The following is a 14633-nucleotide window of genomic DNA, read 5'->3' as shown; positions in this document are numbered from 1 at the left end:
GACGCGGAGAGACATGCCAGCGCCGCGCCTGGACCGCGCGGCGACCAAGGCTGCCGTCAGGCGTGGCGCCTGCGGCGCAGGTGGATGACGATGTCGATCCGCTCCATGCCGTAGCCCGGCAGCGGCTCGGGCAACTGCTCGAACGCGACCTGTTCGGGCACGTCGACGAGCTCGCCTTCGTCCTCATAGAAGAAGTGCGGATGCACGGTCGTATTGGTGTCGAAGAATGATTTCGAGCCGTCCACGCCGATCTGCCGCAGCAGTCCGAGCTCCACGAACTGGTTGAGGGTGTTGTAGATGGTGGCCTGCGAGATCTTCATGCCCGAAGCAACGGCAGCGGCATAGAGCGCGTCGGCGGTGATGTGGCGGTCGCCGCCGCCGAACAGAATCCGGCTCAGTTGCTGACGCTGCTGGGTAGGACGCAACCCGGCCCGACGCAGCGCGTCCTCGCATCGACGCATCAGGATCTCGCCAGCTTCGCAAGTCTCCGCCTGGGGACAACGTCCGCTGTCGGAGTTGCACGGGAATCCAAGCTGGCTGTCCAACAACATCGTCACGGTCCTCGAACTCACATCGCGGCGCCCGCCGCCTCCTGCAGCGCCACCTCGCGTCGCCGTTCGGCCATCCGGCTCTCGCCGCTCTCCTCGCCAAAACAAACTTCGAAGTCGTTGCACTGGGTACAGACCGGCGTCGTGCACATCACGAAGCCATCGTCCTCGCACAGCATGCGGTAGAAGAAGCGCTTCCAGCGCATGTTTCTAGCGTTGCGGCTCGCCAGCGGCGCGAAGTGGCGCATCAACAGCCGCGACAGCTCGGACCGCTCGCGCAGGCCCAGGTCTTCCCAGAGATGGTTGGGCTCCATCGCGCGACGCGCCACCATGGCCGCGAGCCAGCGGCCGACCTCGCCGTCCGTGGAGCGCTGCGCGGCGAGCAGATCGCGCACCATCGTGATCTCGTCGTCGTCCGGCGCGGCCACGGCCCCGGTGAACGGCAGCCATGAGGAGTCGATCGAGGCTGCCGGAAACAACTGCGCCAGCAGCGCGATCAGCTCGACTGTCGAAAGCCCGGCGCGCTCCGCCAATACGCCGTGCTCCATCGCCGCGACAGAGAGGATCGATGCGATGACGTGACGGTCGAAGCAGATGTCGCTGTCGATCAGCGCGTCCTCGGGATCGACGCCGGTCAGCAGGCGGTAAATCTCGCGGCCGTGATGCCGCTTGTCCTCTTCGAACGAGCCGTTGCGCGGCGACTTTTGCAGGCCGACAGCAACGGATTCCGAGACGCCCACGATTGCGATGGTCATAGCGCGATCCCCTGCCGCCATGTCGACGGGACATGCGATGAGGTACCGGCCTTCCGACGGGAGGAAGGCCGGTACCAAGACTGCTTAAGCCGTTGCGGCGAGATCGGCGGCAGTCTTTCCGATTTGGCTCTCGTCCACGGCCTTCATGATGCCGTGCTCCATCAGCATGTCCTCGAGCTCGTCCATCGTGATCGGCGTCGGGATGATGCCCTTGCCGCCGTTGTTGTGGATCTTCTGAGCCAGCGAGCGGTAGTGGCCGGCCTGGACCGAGTCCGGCGCGTATTCCAGCACGGTCATGCGACGCAGCTCGGCGTGCTGCACGATGTTGTCGCGCGGCACGAAGTAGATCAGCTGCGTGCCGAGCTTCTTGGCCAGCGCCTCGGCAAGCTCCAGCTCCTTGTCGGTCTGGCGCTCGTTGCAGACCAGGCCGCCCAGGCGCACGCCGCCGGAATTCGCGTACTTCAGAATGCCCTTCGAGATGTTGTTGGCGGCATACATCGCCATCATCTCGCCGGACATCACGATGTAGATCTCCTGTGCCTTGTTCTCGCGGATCGGCATCGCGAAGCCGCCGCAGACCACGTCGCCGAGCACGTCGTAGGACACGTAGTCGATGTCCTCATAGGCGCCGTTCTCCTCCAGGAAGTTGATCGAGGTGATGACGCCGCGGCCGGCGCAGCCGACGCCCGGTTCCGGACCGCCGGACTCGACGCAGCGGATGTCGCGATAGCCGACCTTCATGACCTCCTCGATCTCGAGGTCCTCGACGCTGCCGGCGGCGGCGGCCAGGCTGAGAATGGTGTCCTGCGCCTTGGCGTGCAGGATCAGACGGGTCGAATCCGCCTTGGGATCGCAGCCGACGATCAGGATCCGATGACCCATCTCGGCGAGCGCCGCGAGCGTGTTCTGCGACGTCGTCGATTTGCCGATGCCGCCTTTGCCGTAGAATGCGATTTGTCGCAGTGATGACATTCTGCTCTCCATCAACCGATTGCCTATGTCGCGCCCGCGCTGTTCGCGAGGCGTGACCGCGTCCTCTCTGTGTCCGAACCGGCAGACGGGTTGTTGGGAAGGAGAGCATCGCTCGTCCGAAGCGTCGGCGTGCACTCAGCCCTCAACCATTGCCTGGGCCCAGTTTTGCAACGGCTGTGCCAGCACGCGCACGGCGTCAAAAACAGTCATGATTTAAAGGAGATGCGGAGCATTCCGTGAGCGATGGCGGGTTGTTGCAAACCCGACATCGGAATGCTTCGCAAGATGCGACGACGCGCGGTGCTGTCCGAAACGACACAACGGCGGCGGCTTTTCAGCCGCGCGGCGCCCGGAACGAGATTTGCTAGGTCCTCTCCGCAGCCCTGCGGCACAGACGCTGACAACGTTGAGGAGGATGCAATGCAGATCGGAGTGGAGACGGCCAAGGCCGTGGACCAGCGGCGCGTGTTCGTGATCGACGACGACGAGATCACGCGCGCGGCCCTGCAGTTCATGTTGCACGACGAGATCGAGACACATGAATTGGCGACTCCCGAGGAGGCGTATGAGAAGGGCGTCGACTGGCTGGCGCCGAACGTGGTGCTGCTCGGGGTTTCCTTCCTGAAGCAACGCGGCCCCGAGCTCGTCCGCGAGATCCTGGCGAAGTTCAAGGGCGTGCGGATTCTGATCGTGACCGCGAAGGCGGACGAGGCGATCGCGATCGAGGGTCTCAAGGCCGGCGCGCATGGCGCCGTGGTCAAGCCGCTCACCATCGAGTCGGTGCGCAAGAAGGTCGACACCATTCTCGGCCGCGCCGGCGGCGCGCAGCTCGTCCAGCTCGGCGGCGCCTGACGTGACGACCGTCGTCTTCTACGAGAAGCCGGGCTGCGGCACCAACGCCCGGCAGAAGCTGATGCTGACGCGCGCCGGCCACGATGTCGTCGCCAGGAATCTCTTGACCGAGCCCTGGACCGGCGAGCGGCTGCGCGCGTATTTCGCCGGGACTCCCGTCTGGGCCTGGTTCAATCCAGCCTCGCCGCGCGTGAAATCAGGAGAGATCGAGCCAGAGACGATCGAAGCCGTCGCGGCCATCGACCTGATGCTCGAGGATCCGCTGCTGATCCGCCGGCCATTGATCGAAGCCGGCGGCCAGTGCTGCGCCGGCTTCGATCGTGAACCCGTGATCTCGCTGCTTCGGCAGTACGACGATCTGGACGACGTCCAGGGCTGCACGCGTCCGGAGGCGTCGACACCTTGTCCGGAGCCGCGCTGAGCGGCTCCGGTCAGCACGTCAGCGTTTCAACACCATGACCAGGCGATCGACACGCTTGCCCTGCTTGAAGTGGGATTCGACGATCTCGTCGATATCCTCAGCGGTGGTCGGCCGATACCAGACGCCGTCCGGATAGACCACCATCATCGGTCCGGCGCTGCAGAAGCCGAAGCAGCCGGCAGCGGTGACGCCGATGTCCGTCAACCGCTGCGCCTCGATGGTCTTGGTCAGCCGGTCCCACAGCGGCTGCACGCCGAGCGCGCCGCAGCTGCCGCGCGGATGTCCGGGCGGGCGCTGCGTCAGGCAGACGAAGGCGTGGTGTTTGTAGAGCTGCGGAATCTCGAACGCGTCATCCGCCTCGGCGACATCGGCATCGCTCATGACGCAGGCGCCTTGATGCCCTTGTCGGCGAGCAGTGTCGCGAGCTCGCCGGCCTGGAACATCTCGCGCACGATGTCGCAGCCACCCACGAACTCGCCCTTCACGTAGAGCTGTGGAATGGTCGGCCAGTTGGAGAACTCCTTGATGCCTTCGCGAATGAAGGGATCGGCGAGCACGTTGACGCTCTCGTACGCCACGTCGAGCTTGGCCAGGATCTGCGCCACCGCGGCGGAGAAGCCGCATTGCGGCGCGGCCGGCACGCCCTTCATGAACAGCACGACATCACTGCCGTCGATCAGCTTCTGAATGCGTTCGGATGTCGACATGGACTGGATCCTTTCCCTGAATGCGACCGATCAGCCGGGCGGCAACGATCACTTCGGCAATGACGTTTCGAGCGCCAGCGCGTGCAGCACGCCGCCCATCTGGCCCTTGAGAGCCGAATAGACCATCTGATGCTGCTGCACCCGGCTCTTCCCAGCGAAGGCCTGTGAGGTGACGCGCGCCGAATAATGGTCGCCATCGCCTGCCAGATCCTCGATCACGACAACGGCATCCGGGAACGCCTCCTTGATCAGACGCTCGATATCCGTTGCTGCCATCGCCATCGCTGCTGCTCCCGCTGGATTGATGACGGCATCATGCAAGCTCCGAACCAGTCATTTGCGCGCCGCAATCGCCGGCTCGCCGGCATCTGACGACGTGTCCACGCCAAATCGCGCAAGCGTCGCGTCGTGTTTGCGACATCGGCCGCGGGGCGGCGAGGAAGCGGCGTTCAAAATCCAACATCGGCCCGTTCTTCCACCCGCCTCGTGCCGGCTTCGACACTGCTGCGCCCGCGCGAAAACGGTCCGCGTCTTGCAGTGATTTGATCGAGGTCAATGCAGATGCTCGAACTCGTCAGCGAACCCGACACGATCAACTTCGGCGATCTGCCGCAAGAGATCGATGCCCTGTTGCAACAGGGCGTGGCGGCCTATCGCCGCGACCACGCGCAGGCGGACCGGCTGTTTCGCCAGGCGCTGGCGGCCGCTCCGCAGCAGCTTCCGACCTACTTCTGCCTATATAAGATTCACACCTATCAGGGCCATCTCGACGAGGCAGAGGCGGTCGCCGAGCTGGGCCTTGCCGAAGCGGCGCGCCAGGCCGGCTGGCCACGTGATTGGCGGCATTGGACGCCGCATGATCCGCTGCCGGACGGCGCCGGCCGTTTCGCGCTCTACACGCTGAAGGCCCTCGCCTTCATCCATCTGCGCAAGACTGATTCCGAGGGTGCAGCCGAAATGCTCGCGGCGCTGCGGCGACTCGATCCCACCGGCGCCGTCGGATGGCCGGTCGTCGCCGCGCTGGCCGAGGGGCTCGGTCCGGAATGAGGCGACGCCATGCACGAGCGAAGCGAAACATGACTCGAATTGCAACGACCATCCCCCGGTGCGAACCAGGATCATGAGAGGAACCAACGCATGATGACCATGCACGCCCCGCCCCCTCCTTCCCCGGCGCAGACCGCCGTAGCGACCGGCTCCCAGAGTGCAGCCGAGAGCGTGATTGCGGCGTTGCGAACGGTCTATGACCCGGAGATTCCGGTGAACGTCTACGATCTCGGGCTGGTCTATCGGATCGCGCACGAGGGCGGCGGCGCCGTCGAGATCGACATGACCCTGACGGCGCCCGGCTGCCCGGTCGCGAGCGAGATCGTTCGCATGGTGGAGGACGCCGTGCAGGCCGTCGACGGCGTCGCATCGGTGAAAGTCACGCTCGTGTTCGAGCCGCCCTGGGACAAGTCGCGCATGTCCGAAGAGACCGCGCTGGAGCTGGGTTTGTTGTAACGCGCGCCAACCGCGCAACGGAAGCAGGAGCATCACATGCCTACGGAGAGCACGATCAAGCTGACCGCCAGCGACGGCCATACCTTTCAGGCGTTTCGTGCCGATCCCACCGACGCGCCGAAGGGGGCGATCGTCGTCCTGCCGGACGGCGCTGACGCTGCCGGCAGGCTACGCAAGATCGCCGATACCTTTGCGGCCAGCGGATATGTCGTGATTGCGCCGGAGCTGTCACCTCCTGCGGCGGTCGAATCGACGGTGGAGGGCGAGCCGGCCAAGTCCGTGCCGGATCCGGCAACGCCGCTGCTCGCCGAAGTCCAGTCGACCGTCGACAGCGTCAAGGACTGCGGCAAGGTGGCGGTAGTCGGCTTCGGCGCCGGCGGCGGTCTGGCCTATGACGCGGCCAACCGCGTCTCCGGCGTGGCCTGCGCGGTGAGCTACTACGCGACAGGTGTCGTCAATGCGGCCGGCGCCAAGCGCAAGATTCCGACCCTGCTCCATTTCGGCGAGGCCGACATCGTCGTGCCGTTCGCGGAGGTGACCATGTTCCGCGCCTATCATCCCGAGGTCAGCGCATTCTCCTATCCGAATGCCGCGCATGCGTTCGACGACAACGGCGAGACCTATGATGAATCTGCAGCCGCGCTGGCACATGAGCGGACACTGGCGTGGATCTCGCAATACGTCGTCGGCCAGCCGCCGATCACGCTGAAGAATGCCGGCGCCTACGCGCTCGCCAAGACCGACAAGAAAAAGAAGAAGAAGGCCGACGACGACATGGGACCGCCGACCGATTGAGAATCCGATGGAGTGAGAGCGTCGCGATGCTGCCGACCACCATCCTGATCGACGAGCGGCCACGTTGCGTGGTGCGCCCCAACGACACCAAGGATCTCAACCGCTTCATCCGCAACGGCAAGCCTTTTCTGCTCGCCGAGCATCCGGACGGCAAGATCACCCACCGCAACGCCAGCGGCACCGAGCTGGTCCAATGGCAGAACGCGCTGGCGCTGCACCGCGCCTGGGGCGGCGACGACGAGAATTTCTTCGGCGTGCCGTTGTATTAGTTTGGTACTAGTTGTAGTCCGATGGACTACAAGAACCTTCGGATCACCTACAAGCTCGCTGCGCGATACAGCGCCCTCTCCCCTTGTGGGAGAGGGCATGCAGGACAGCGCAGCAGACTCGGTTGGGTGAGGGGTCTCTCTCGCCGGGCGCCACCTCGCAGAGCCCCCCCTCACCCGACCAAATATGCGGAGAAGCCGGCGATGCCCTCTCCCACGAGGAGAGAGGGCCCATTCTTGAGCACCGCGGCTTACCTCTCAGCTCACGGTCGCGCGGCCCGCGCGTCGTGCGGATTTCCGGCCTGGTTGCGCATCCAGTCGGCAAGCTTGGTCATCGCGGCGTCGACATCCTGGCGGGCCTCGATGTCGCTGACGGTCTCCTCGAGCGCGCCGCGCATGCAGAGCAGCCAGGCGTCGCGCTCGGCATTGCCGATGGGAAAGCCCATATGGCGCTGACGCAGCCGCGGATGCCCCTTCTCAGGTGAATACAGCTTCGGGCCGCCGAGCCATTCCGAGAGGTATCGCTTCAGGATGTGCTTGATCGGCCCAAGATTGGTGCCGTGCATGTCGCGGATGGCCCTCGCCTCGGGCAGAGTATCCATCCGGTGGTAGAACGACTCGACCAGACGATCGACCACGACGGCGCCGCCAATTCGTTCATAGGGCGTGACGACCGGTCCCGCTTCTGAAGTCCCGGTCTCTGAAGTCCCAGCATCCGCCATCGGTCGTTCCTGTCTCTACTCGTCCAAGCTCGGCTGCAGGATGACCTCAGCCGGCGCCCCCGGGCCCTGCTGGTCCACGAGCTCCAGCGCATCGACACGCGACAAACCGCCGCCACTGTCCATCAGCACGATAGCGTCCTTCGGCATGCTGGCAAGAGCCTCGATCAGCTTGGCGACAGTCACGGTCCCTCCCGCTCACGCAGCGTCGTGCGCGGCCACAGGCGCGCCGGTTTCGTCGAAATTCAGCGTCACCGGATCCTCGTCGAGCATCACGATCTCGGCCCGGCTCAGCGCCCCATTGGCATGGTAGCTGTAGCAGTGCGTGAGCTCGATCTCGCCATAGACGATCTTTTCGAACCCGGTCAGTACGCCTTCGGCATCGAAATAGCCGCGGATGAACGTGTTCCGGTTCGAGAGCTGCTCAGGCGCGATCGCAGTCACCAGCCGCAGCGGCAGCTTGACGCCGGTGTAGGAGACGAAGAATCGACACGCCTGTCCCGCATCCGCGCTCATGCTGCCGCTCGCATCGAAGGTCACACCGCCGCCGTCACGAGACGGCTGCGGTCTTCAGGGCCTCAATCTGGTCACGGTCGACCTTGAACACGCCGCGGCCGCCGGCAAAGGTCTGATAGGCCTTCATGCCGATCGCAGCACTCAACTTGTCGAACCATTGCTGCGGCGTCAGGTCCCCGGGGCGCTCGCTGATCTCGGCGACAGTGCCGTCATTGGCGAAGCGGACATGCAGCGTCAAATTGTCCATGGTATCCTCCTCTTACAGGCCTGAACCGAAGCCGAGCAGCTCGATCTTGACGTTCTCGGTGCCAAGGATGGTCGCCTGGCAGGCGAGGCGCGACTTCGAGCCGACGCCGACGATGGTGTCGAGCTTCTCGTTCTCGAGCTTCGTCACCTTCGACACGCCCTTGCGTCCCTCCTGCAGGAAGATGTGGCAGGAGCCGCACTTTGCCTGGCCCTCGCATTTGTGCTGGATCTCGACCTCAGCGCCGAGCAGCGCTGCCAGAATGGTGGTGCCCTCGCCCACCTCGATCGTCTTGCCGGAGGGCATGACCGTCAGAGTTGCCATTGAATGTCTCCTTTGCTGGGTTGAGTTCAACTGGTGTCAGTAGATCGCGGCGCCCGCCCCGACATTGACCGAGGCGTCCTTCATCGTCGCAACGATGAAGGCGATCTGGTCCGTGGTGAGATGGACGTGGAACGGCAGGGCCACCACACGATCGGCGACCTTCTCCGTCACGAGATAATCGCCACGGCGATAGCCCATGTCGAAATAGTGTCGCTGCAGATGCAGAGGATTCGAATAGGCCACCGCCTCGACCTGCTCGACCCTGAGATCCTCGACGATCGAGTCCCGGCTCGACTTCGAGAACCGGGTGCCGAGATGGACCTGGTAGAGGAACCAGTTCACCTCGGTGACATCTGGACCGACATAGGGATCCTTGATGCCCTCGAACGACTGCACCTCGCTGTAATAGATCTGCTCGATCAGCTTGCGCCGCTCGAGGATCTCGTCGATCCGCCTCAGTTGCGCCAGCCCGAGCGCGGCGGTCACGTCGCTCATCACGGCCTGGTGCGACGCGCTGCTGCTGACCACGACCGATGCGCGCTCGTCGAGCCGGTGCGACCGGTGCCGACGCACGGCCACCGCGATGTCGACGTCGTCGGTGACGACCATGCCGCCCTCGCCGCAGGTCAGCGCGAAGGGCTGCGAGAAGTCGAACACCGCGGCCGTACCGAATGTGCCGACCAGCGCCCCCTTGTATCTCGAGCCGATAGCCTCGGTCGAATCCTCGATGACAGGCAGTTCGTGGGCTTTCGCGATCGCCTGCAGCTCAGACCATTTGGCCGGGTGGCCGTTGGTGTTGCCGGCCAGGATCGCCTTGGTGCGCTCCGTGATGCGCGCCTCGATCTTGCTCGGGGCCAGCGTGCCCGAATAGTAGTCGATATCGGCAAACACCGGCTTGGCGCCGGCGATGCTGATCGCATGCGCGATCTCGCGGAACGAATACGACGACGCGATCACCTCGTCGCCGGGCCCGATCCCCATCGCCTTCAGAATCAGCAGCAGACCGAGCGTTCCGCTCGGGACGGCGATGGCATATTTGCGCCCGAGATAGGCGGCGAACGTTGCCTCGAACTCCTCCACCAGCGGACCGCAGGACAGCCGCGGCGAGCGAAGCGTCGCCTCGACCGCCGCGATCTCCGCCGTCGTGATGTCGGGATCGGACAGCGGGATGAAGTCGGAGCCAACCGGCGTAAGTTCGGTCTCGTCCTGCTCCTGTCGATCCGCATCGTGCACCAGAACGGGATTGATCATGATCAGCTCCGCCTGGCGAGGATCAGGCCGGTGGCCTTCGCCGGATCGTCGGTGACCCCAGCGCAATGTTCGCTGGCGTCGAGCAGATGCAGATCGAACGCCGGATAGCTGCGGAACGGCGCCTCGGTCACGTCGGAGGCATCACACCGCGTCAGCGCCAGCTTGGGAAACCGACGGCGCAGTTCGCCGAACGCCGCGCTGCCGGCATCTGGTCCGGTGAGGACCTGCTCGATCTCATTCAGTTCCTGCTCGGCAAGCGCCATGTCACCCGTCCTCTTTGCTACTGCCAGAATATCCGCTCGGGATCGGCGTTCAGTTCGTCAACCGCCGCGGTCAACCGCCGGTGCACGCTGTGCAGTTCCCAAATCCCCCGACCGTGATCTCTCCAGAACAGCTTCCACATTGCGTTCGCGGCGTCATGACGCAGCAGCGCGACGTCGATCACCCCGCCGTCCTTGTCGATGTTGCGCGAGCAGCACGGACTCTGGACGTGATAGCCCTCAGTCGCCGGCGACACCGTCGGCTCGACGTAGCGATAGCGCTTGCGCGACTTCAGCGCGCGTTCGATCCGCTTGCGATCCAGTTCGTTGGGATGCGCAGGCAGGACGACGCTGGGCTCGAGCGCGGCTGCGATCATGGCAGAACATCTCCCTAGACCGGGACGATCTCCTCTTCGAGACAGCCCACGACGAGCTGCTCGCCGAACTCGACGAGATAGATCGGCATGTTCGCCTCGGTGTGAGTGCCGACCTGGACGATCTCGCCCATGTCGCCGACGCCGACCAGCTTCGCCTCGGCCGGCGCGTTCGGAAACGAGCCGTCGTTGACGAGATCGATCAGCGCCTTCACGCGTTGACCCCATTGATATCTAGGCAGACGTGGCTCGATCATGATCTGGTTGCTCCCGGCAGCGGCAGCTCGTCCTCGGCCTCCCCGCGGGGAACGGTGGATTCGAGCTCCTTGCGCTTCATGCCGACGCGGTTTCCGCTCTCGAGAAACTCGACGCCGTAGATGTAGAACTGCTGCAGGAAGGTTCCGATCGAGACGACGTAGCCGACCTCGCCCTTCTTCGCGAGGATCTCGCCGATCTCCTTGCCTGCATAGGTGCCGTCGTTGCGGATCGTACGCTTGGCCTTGACCTTCTCGCCAAACGCGAAATACGGCGGCGCGGACAGCTCCACGACCTCGCTGTCACGAACGATGTTGCTCATGCCGGTTTCTCCATCGCAGCTCCGGAACGATTGTCGAGCCGGCCGCGCGCCATCTCCTGCACCAGCGGATCCTCGTCGCGCGCCAACTCGCCGAGCTCGCTGAGCGCGATCCGGCTCGCAACCTCGTGACGCACCCGCCAATCAGCGTCCTTGCGCATCGCGGTGAGGAGATCCGGCGCGAGCCGCTCGGCGATCTCGAGCCGCACCCGTGGATCGGGGTCGCTGATCATGCCGAGCAGCCAGTCGCTCGGGATGCGCCGCGCGACGACGCGGCGGACCTCGGCCTCCGGGTCCCCCATCATGCGGCCGAGCACAGACGGCACGATGCGGCGGGCCACGACGAGGCGGACGTAATAGTCGTCGTCCATCATCATCGGCATCAGATCTTCCGGATCGAGCACCGTCGCGATCCGGATGCGGACCTCGCGATGCGGATCGTGGCGCAGCCGCAGCACCAGCCGCTTCGGCAGCCGCCGCGCGGCGTTCCAGCGCACGGTCTCCTCGGGATCATCGAGCAGCGGCGGCAGGAAGAACGGGCTGGCATGCTTCGCCGCGATCGCACGAACCTCGAAGTGCGGATGCTTGACGTAGCCGTTGGCGAGCGCCGGATTCCAATTGAAGAAGCGGTCGATGCGACGGGCGTAGCGATCGTGCACGCAGGCGTGCCGAAGGCGACATCCGCCGGATGCGTTGAGCGGCGCGTGTTCGCAGCCCGCGCAACTGATCTCGTTGCCCTGCCAGTCGATGGCCTCGTCGATGTCGTCATTCATCGTCGAGCTCCACCCGGTCGACCACCTCGAGCAGGACGCGTGCGCCGATCTTGTCGCTGGGATCGAGCTCGAGCAGCTTCTGCACCGCAAGCCGTCCCTCGACGAGATTGCCGAGGCGCATCTGCAAATAGGCGTATCCCTTCAAGGTGAACATGAAGAAGCGCGGCAGCATGTTGTCATAGCTGCCGAACTCGGCATGACCGGCGCGAACGTCGCGCCAGTGCGGTGGCAAGCGGTTTTCGACGGCCGCCTTGGCGAGGCACCGCTTGGCGATCCGCAGCGCGTCAGCGAGCCGTCCCTTGTAGAAATAGAAGCGGTAGAAGCCGATCAGGACCGCCGCATGCCCAGGCGCCAGCGCGTCCGCCTCCTTCAGATGCGTCTCCGCAACCTCGTCGAGATGATAGCTCTGGCCCGCCTGCCACAGATGATACTCGGCTTCCTCCGGCAGGCCGCCGCCGAGCAGCGCGTCGGCGAGCAGCGCGTCCTCGATGGCAGTCTGAGAGCTGGGCCGGGCATCGGTGGGCATGGCGAGCTGTCCTAGTGCTCCAGCGCCTTCAAGGCATGGGTCGAGCACGAGACCTGTTTCGGATCGTGAAACACGAGGCCGGTCTGCGTCGCGGTATCCGCGAAGTCGATGGTGACGCCGTCCAGCAGCAGCCGGCTCTCTGCCGGCAGGAACAGCCTAACGCCGTCTCGCTCGACCACCGCATCGCCGGGCTGGGGTGCGGCGAGGACGCTGATGTCGGCGGCGAGCCCGGAGCAGCCGCCGGGAGAGACGGCGAGCCGGAAGCCGGAACCCGCAGTGCCGTCGGCCCGCAACATCATGTGCATGAATTTCTGCGCGGCCGGCGTGAGCGTGAAGTTCATCTCGGTCTCCCTCAAGCCGGCGGCTGGTAGCGCGGGAACGAATTGTCGATCACGCAGGTGTTGTCGACCGGGCAGACCGCCGCGCATTGCGGCTCGTCGAAATGGCCGATGCACTCGGTGCACTTCTTCGGATCGATCACGAAGGTGCCGTTCTTCTCCGAGATCGCCACGTTCGGACATTCGGGTTCGCAGGCCGAGCAGCTCGTGCACTGCGAGGCAATGATCTTCAAGGTCATCAAAGGCTCCTGTCGAAGGGACCCGGCGGCGGGATCGCGCCGCCGGGGTCTGATGTCACGCCGCCGAGATCAGGGCGCCCTGGCGAATTTCGGCGTCGCCGCGCACGACGTGCTGGATCTCGCCGCTGTTCACCTTGTCGAGATAGCTCTTGAACCAGGCGATCGCGGACTTCTCGATGAACTCGTGCGCGAACTGGTCGACCGGCTCGATGCCCGCCGCCTGCAGGTCGCTCTTCGGGCAGCCGCCGATCTTGGCCACGAACACCGCATGGCAGTCGTTGATGGCGCGGATGACGGTCTCCAGGCTGTCCTCGTCGCCATAGCCGCCCTGGCAGTACAGGTCGACGCGGCGGTGACCAACGAACTTGGCACCGGCCGTGGAGAGCTCGTAGACCTGGAACTCCTTGGCGTGACCGAAATGCTCGTTGATCAGGCCCGAGCCCTTGGTCGCGACCGCGATCAAGAGCTTGATGTCGCTCGACTGGCCGGCGAGCGAGGCGAGCTCTTCCTGCTTCGCCACGACCTTGGCGACGCGCTCGCTCTCGACCGCCTCCTGATAGGCCTTGCGGCTGTCGATGTCGTAATTCACCTCCATCGCCATGATCTTGTCGGTGGTGAACTCGGCCGAGCGATCCTCGCCGAGCAGGCCCACGGCGTCGGCGCGGCACTGGCGGCAATGCCGCATCATGTTCATCTCGCCTTCGCACTCGTCCTGCAGCGCCTTCAGCTCCTGCGCCGTCGGGCCGCGCTGGCCGGTCAGGCCGAACACCGTGCCGTGCTCCGGCGAGGAGATCAGCGGCATGATATTGTGCAGGAACGCGCCGCGCGATTTCACCGCCTTGTTGACCTCGACGAGGTGCTTGTCGTTGACGCCCGGGATCATCACCGAGTTGACCTTGCAGAGGATGCCGCGCTCGGTAAGCATCTCCAGGCCCTGCAGCTGGCGATCGGTGAGCAGCTTGGCCGCCTCGACGCCGGTGTAGCGCTTGTGCTTCCAGAACACCCAGGGATAGATCTTGGCGCCAATTTCAGGGTCGACCATGTTGATCGTGATCGTGACGTGATCGACGTTGAATCCGGCGATGGTGTCGACATGGTCGGGCAGCGCGAGGCCGTTGGTCGACAGGCAGAGCTTGATGTCCGGGGCGGTCCGGGCGATCAGCTCGAAGGTCTTGAACGTCTTCTCCGGATTGGCGAGCGGATCGCCGGGACCGGCGATCCCGAGCACGGTCATCTGCGGAATGGTCGAGGCGACGGCGAGCACCTTCTTGGCGGCCTGCTCCGGCGACAGCTTCTCGCTGACCACGCCCGGACGCGACTCGTTGGCGCAGTCATATTTGCGGTTGCAGTAGTTGCACTGGATGTTGCAGGCGGGCGCGACCGCGACATGCATGCGCGCGTAGTGATGATGCGCCTCCTCGCTGTAGCAGGGATGGTTCTTCACCTTCTCCCAGATCTCCGGCGGAAGGTCGTTCTCGCCTGCGCCCGAGCCGCAGCTCGCCTTGCCGCTGCCGCCCGAGGTGCCGCAACCCTTGTGTTCCGCGATGGTCTGCATCACCGAGCTCAGCTTGTCGCCGTCCGGTATCGTCGCCTGTTCGTGCTGCACTGACGCGTCCATGTCCGCTCCTTACGTTGCTGGCGAGCCGCAAACCGCCTTGACGATGGTTCAGCAACTC

27 protein-coding genes are annotated in these 14633 nt (G+C 64.8%); 6 read left to right on the top strand and 21 right to left on the bottom strand.

What is annotated here, in order from left to right; all coding sequences use genetic code 11:
* Positions 1-56: 56 nt before the first annotated feature.
* The 3 genes from irr to nifH all read right to left on the bottom strand — a co-directional run bounded on the left by irr (position 57) and on the right by nifH (position 2275).
* On the bottom strand, positions 57-551 hold the full coding sequence (irr, locus tag QX010_RS13610) for a Fur family transcriptional regulator Irr (RefSeq protein ID WP_315803662.1): 495 nt from the start codon (positions 549-551) through the stop codon (positions 57-59).
* Positions 552-568: 17 nt separating this feature from the next.
* Positions 569-1303 (bottom strand): nitrogen fixation protein NifQ, encoded by a 735-nt coding sequence (locus tag QX010_RS13605; RefSeq protein WP_316179963.1) that lies wholly within the window; start codon positions 1301-1303, stop codon positions 569-571.
* A gap of 84 nt (positions 1304-1387) precedes the next feature.
* A complete protein-coding gene (nifH, locus tag QX010_RS13600; RefSeq protein ID WP_315803664.1) occupies positions 1388-2275 on the bottom strand; it encodes a nitrogenase iron protein in 888 nt (295 codons plus the stop codon).
* A gap of 420 nt (positions 2276-2695) precedes the next feature.
* On the opposite strand from nifH, the gene QX010_RS13595 reads away from it, so the two are divergent.
* Positions 2696-3127, top strand: a complete 432-nt coding sequence (locus QX010_RS13595; protein WP_315741025.1) for a response regulator transcription factor — start codon at positions 2696-2698, stop codon at positions 3125-3127.
* The gene (locus tag QX010_RS13590) at positions 3021-3548 is read left to right on the top strand and encodes an ArsC/Spx/MgsR family protein (RefSeq protein WP_410051949.1); all 528 of its coding nucleotides are present in this window, start codon (positions 3021-3023) and stop codon (positions 3546-3548) included. Before QX010_RS13595 ends, QX010_RS13590 begins: the two co-directional genes overlap by 107 nt.
* Positions 3549-3566: 18 nt before the next feature.
* Here QX010_RS13590 and QX010_RS13585 read toward each other — a convergent pair whose 3' ends face one another.
* The 3 genes from QX010_RS13585 to QX010_RS13575 are packed head-to-tail and all read right to left on the bottom strand — an operon-like array spanning position 3567 to position 4537.
* Positions 3567-3929 carry a (2Fe-2S) ferredoxin domain-containing protein gene (locus tag QX010_RS13585; protein WP_315803666.1) on the bottom strand — a complete coding sequence of 121 codons (363 nt, stop codon included), beginning with the start codon at positions 3927-3929 and terminating at the stop codon, positions 3567-3569.
* Positions 3926-4255, bottom strand: a complete 330-nt coding sequence (gene grxD / locus QX010_RS13580) for a Grx4 family monothiol glutaredoxin (protein WP_315803667.1) — start codon at positions 4253-4255, stop codon at positions 3926-3928. Before grxD ends, QX010_RS13585 begins: the two co-directional genes overlap by 4 nt.
* A gap of 48 nt (positions 4256-4303) precedes the next feature.
* A complete protein-coding gene (locus QX010_RS13575; protein WP_006609694.1) occupies positions 4304-4537 on the bottom strand; it encodes a BolA/IbaG family iron-sulfur metabolism protein in 234 nt (77 codons plus the stop codon).
* Positions 4538-4810: 273 nt separating this feature from the next.
* Here QX010_RS13575 and QX010_RS13570 point away from each other — a divergent pair, with 273 nt between their 5' ends.
* The 4 genes from QX010_RS13570 to QX010_RS13555 all read left to right on the top strand — a co-directional run bounded on the left by QX010_RS13570 (position 4811) and on the right by QX010_RS13555 (position 6822).
* Complete coding sequence (locus tag QX010_RS13570; protein WP_315803668.1) at positions 4811-5302, top strand: hypothetical protein; 492 nt, start codon at positions 4811-4813, stop codon at positions 5300-5302.
* A 93-nt stretch (positions 5303-5395) separates the two neighbouring features.
* The gene (locus QX010_RS13565) at positions 5396-5758 is read left to right on the top strand and encodes an iron-sulfur cluster assembly protein (RefSeq protein ID WP_315803800.1); all 363 of its coding nucleotides are present in this window, start codon (positions 5396-5398) and stop codon (positions 5756-5758) included.
* Between the two features lie 36 nt (positions 5759-5794).
* Positions 5795-6553, top strand: coding sequence for a dienelactone hydrolase family protein (locus tag QX010_RS13560; protein ID WP_316179959.1), 759 nt, complete (start codon positions 5795-5797; stop codon positions 6551-6553).
* A gap of 26 nt (positions 6554-6579) precedes the next feature.
* Positions 6580-6822, top strand: a complete 243-nt coding sequence (locus QX010_RS13555; RefSeq protein WP_315803670.1) for a hypothetical protein — start codon at positions 6580-6582, stop codon at positions 6820-6822.
* A gap of 260 nt (positions 6823-7082) precedes the next feature.
* Here QX010_RS13555 and QX010_RS13550 read toward each other — a convergent pair whose 3' ends face one another.
* Genes QX010_RS13550 through nifB form a run of 15 tightly spaced genes read right to left on the bottom strand, consistent with a single transcriptional unit; the run spans position 7083 to position 14575 of the window.
* A complete protein-coding gene (locus tag QX010_RS13550; RefSeq protein ID WP_315803671.1) occupies positions 7083-7541 on the bottom strand; it encodes a group II truncated hemoglobin in 459 nt (152 codons plus the stop codon).
* 15 nt (positions 7542-7556) lie between these two features.
* A complete protein-coding gene (locus QX010_RS13545; RefSeq protein ID WP_315803672.1) occupies positions 7557-7724 on the bottom strand; it encodes a hypothetical protein in 168 nt (55 codons plus the stop codon).
* 12 nt (positions 7725-7736) lie between these two features.
* Positions 7737-8054: a DUF6156 family protein gene (locus tag QX010_RS13540; protein WP_316179957.1), complete on the bottom strand. Its 318-nt coding sequence runs from the start codon at positions 8052-8054 to the stop codon at positions 7737-7739.
* 34 nt (positions 8055-8088) lie between these two features.
* Positions 8089-8301, bottom strand: coding sequence for a hypothetical protein (locus QX010_RS13535; RefSeq protein WP_315803674.1), 213 nt, complete (start codon positions 8299-8301; stop codon positions 8089-8091).
* Between the two features lie 12 nt (positions 8302-8313).
* Positions 8314-8622 carry a 2Fe-2S iron-sulfur cluster-binding protein gene (locus tag QX010_RS13530; protein WP_315713113.1) on the bottom strand — a complete coding sequence of 103 codons (309 nt, stop codon included), beginning with the start codon at positions 8620-8622 and terminating at the stop codon, positions 8314-8316.
* A 36-nt stretch (positions 8623-8658) separates the two neighbouring features.
* Positions 8659-9873: a DegT/DnrJ/EryC1/StrS family aminotransferase gene (locus QX010_RS13525; protein WP_315803675.1), complete on the bottom strand. Its 1215-nt coding sequence runs from the start codon at positions 9871-9873 to the stop codon at positions 8659-8661.
* Positions 9874-9875: 2 nt separating this feature from the next.
* Positions 9876-10136, bottom strand: a complete 261-nt coding sequence (locus QX010_RS13520; protein ID WP_315803676.1) for a hypothetical protein — start codon at positions 10134-10136, stop codon at positions 9876-9878.
* 17 nt (positions 10137-10153) lie between these two features.
* Complete coding sequence (locus QX010_RS13515; RefSeq protein ID WP_315803677.1) at positions 10154-10510, bottom strand: DUF3024 domain-containing protein; 357 nt, start codon at positions 10508-10510, stop codon at positions 10154-10156.
* Positions 10511-10524: 14 nt separating this feature from the next.
* Positions 10525-10764, bottom strand: a complete 240-nt coding sequence (locus QX010_RS13510; protein ID WP_316179954.1) for a nitrogen fixation protein NifZ — start codon at positions 10762-10764, stop codon at positions 10525-10527.
* Positions 10761-11084 carry a nitrogen fixation protein NifZ gene (locus tag QX010_RS13505; protein WP_315803679.1) on the bottom strand — a complete coding sequence of 108 codons (324 nt, stop codon included), beginning with the start codon at positions 11082-11084 and terminating at the stop codon, positions 10761-10763. Before QX010_RS13505 ends, QX010_RS13510 begins: the two co-directional genes overlap by 4 nt.
* Complete coding sequence (locus QX010_RS13500; protein ID WP_316179953.1) at positions 11081-11854, bottom strand: 4Fe4S-binding leucine-rich repeat protein; 774 nt, start codon at positions 11852-11854, stop codon at positions 11081-11083. The genes QX010_RS13505 and QX010_RS13500 overlap by 4 nt, the downstream gene beginning before the upstream one ends.
* Entirely contained in the window at positions 11847-12380 is a 534-nt protein-coding gene (locus tag QX010_RS13495; protein WP_315803681.1) for a hypothetical protein, read from the bottom strand. Before QX010_RS13495 ends, QX010_RS13500 begins: the two co-directional genes overlap by 8 nt.
* 11 nt (positions 12381-12391) lie before the next feature.
* Positions 12392-12721 carry an iron-sulfur cluster assembly accessory protein gene (locus tag QX010_RS13490; RefSeq protein ID WP_316179951.1) on the bottom strand — a complete coding sequence of 110 codons (330 nt, stop codon included), beginning with the start codon at positions 12719-12721 and terminating at the stop codon, positions 12392-12394.
* Between the two features lie 11 nt (positions 12722-12732).
* The gene (locus QX010_RS13485; protein WP_006609676.1) at positions 12733-12957 is read right to left on the bottom strand and encodes a YfhL family 4Fe-4S dicluster ferredoxin; all 225 of its coding nucleotides are present in this window, start codon (positions 12955-12957) and stop codon (positions 12733-12735) included.
* 55 nt (positions 12958-13012) lie between these two features.
* Positions 13013-14575 carry a nitrogenase cofactor biosynthesis protein NifB gene (nifB, locus tag QX010_RS13480; RefSeq protein WP_315803683.1) on the bottom strand — a complete coding sequence of 521 codons (1563 nt, stop codon included), beginning with the start codon at positions 14573-14575 and terminating at the stop codon, positions 13013-13015.
* Positions 14576-14633 lie beyond the last annotated feature (58 nt).

Source organism: Bradyrhizobium sp. SZCCHNRI1009 (assembly GCF_032487575.1).
GTDB lineage: Bacteria > Pseudomonadota > Alphaproteobacteria > Rhizobiales > Xanthobacteraceae > Bradyrhizobium.
This window is presented reverse-complemented; position numbering and strand designations above follow the sequence as displayed.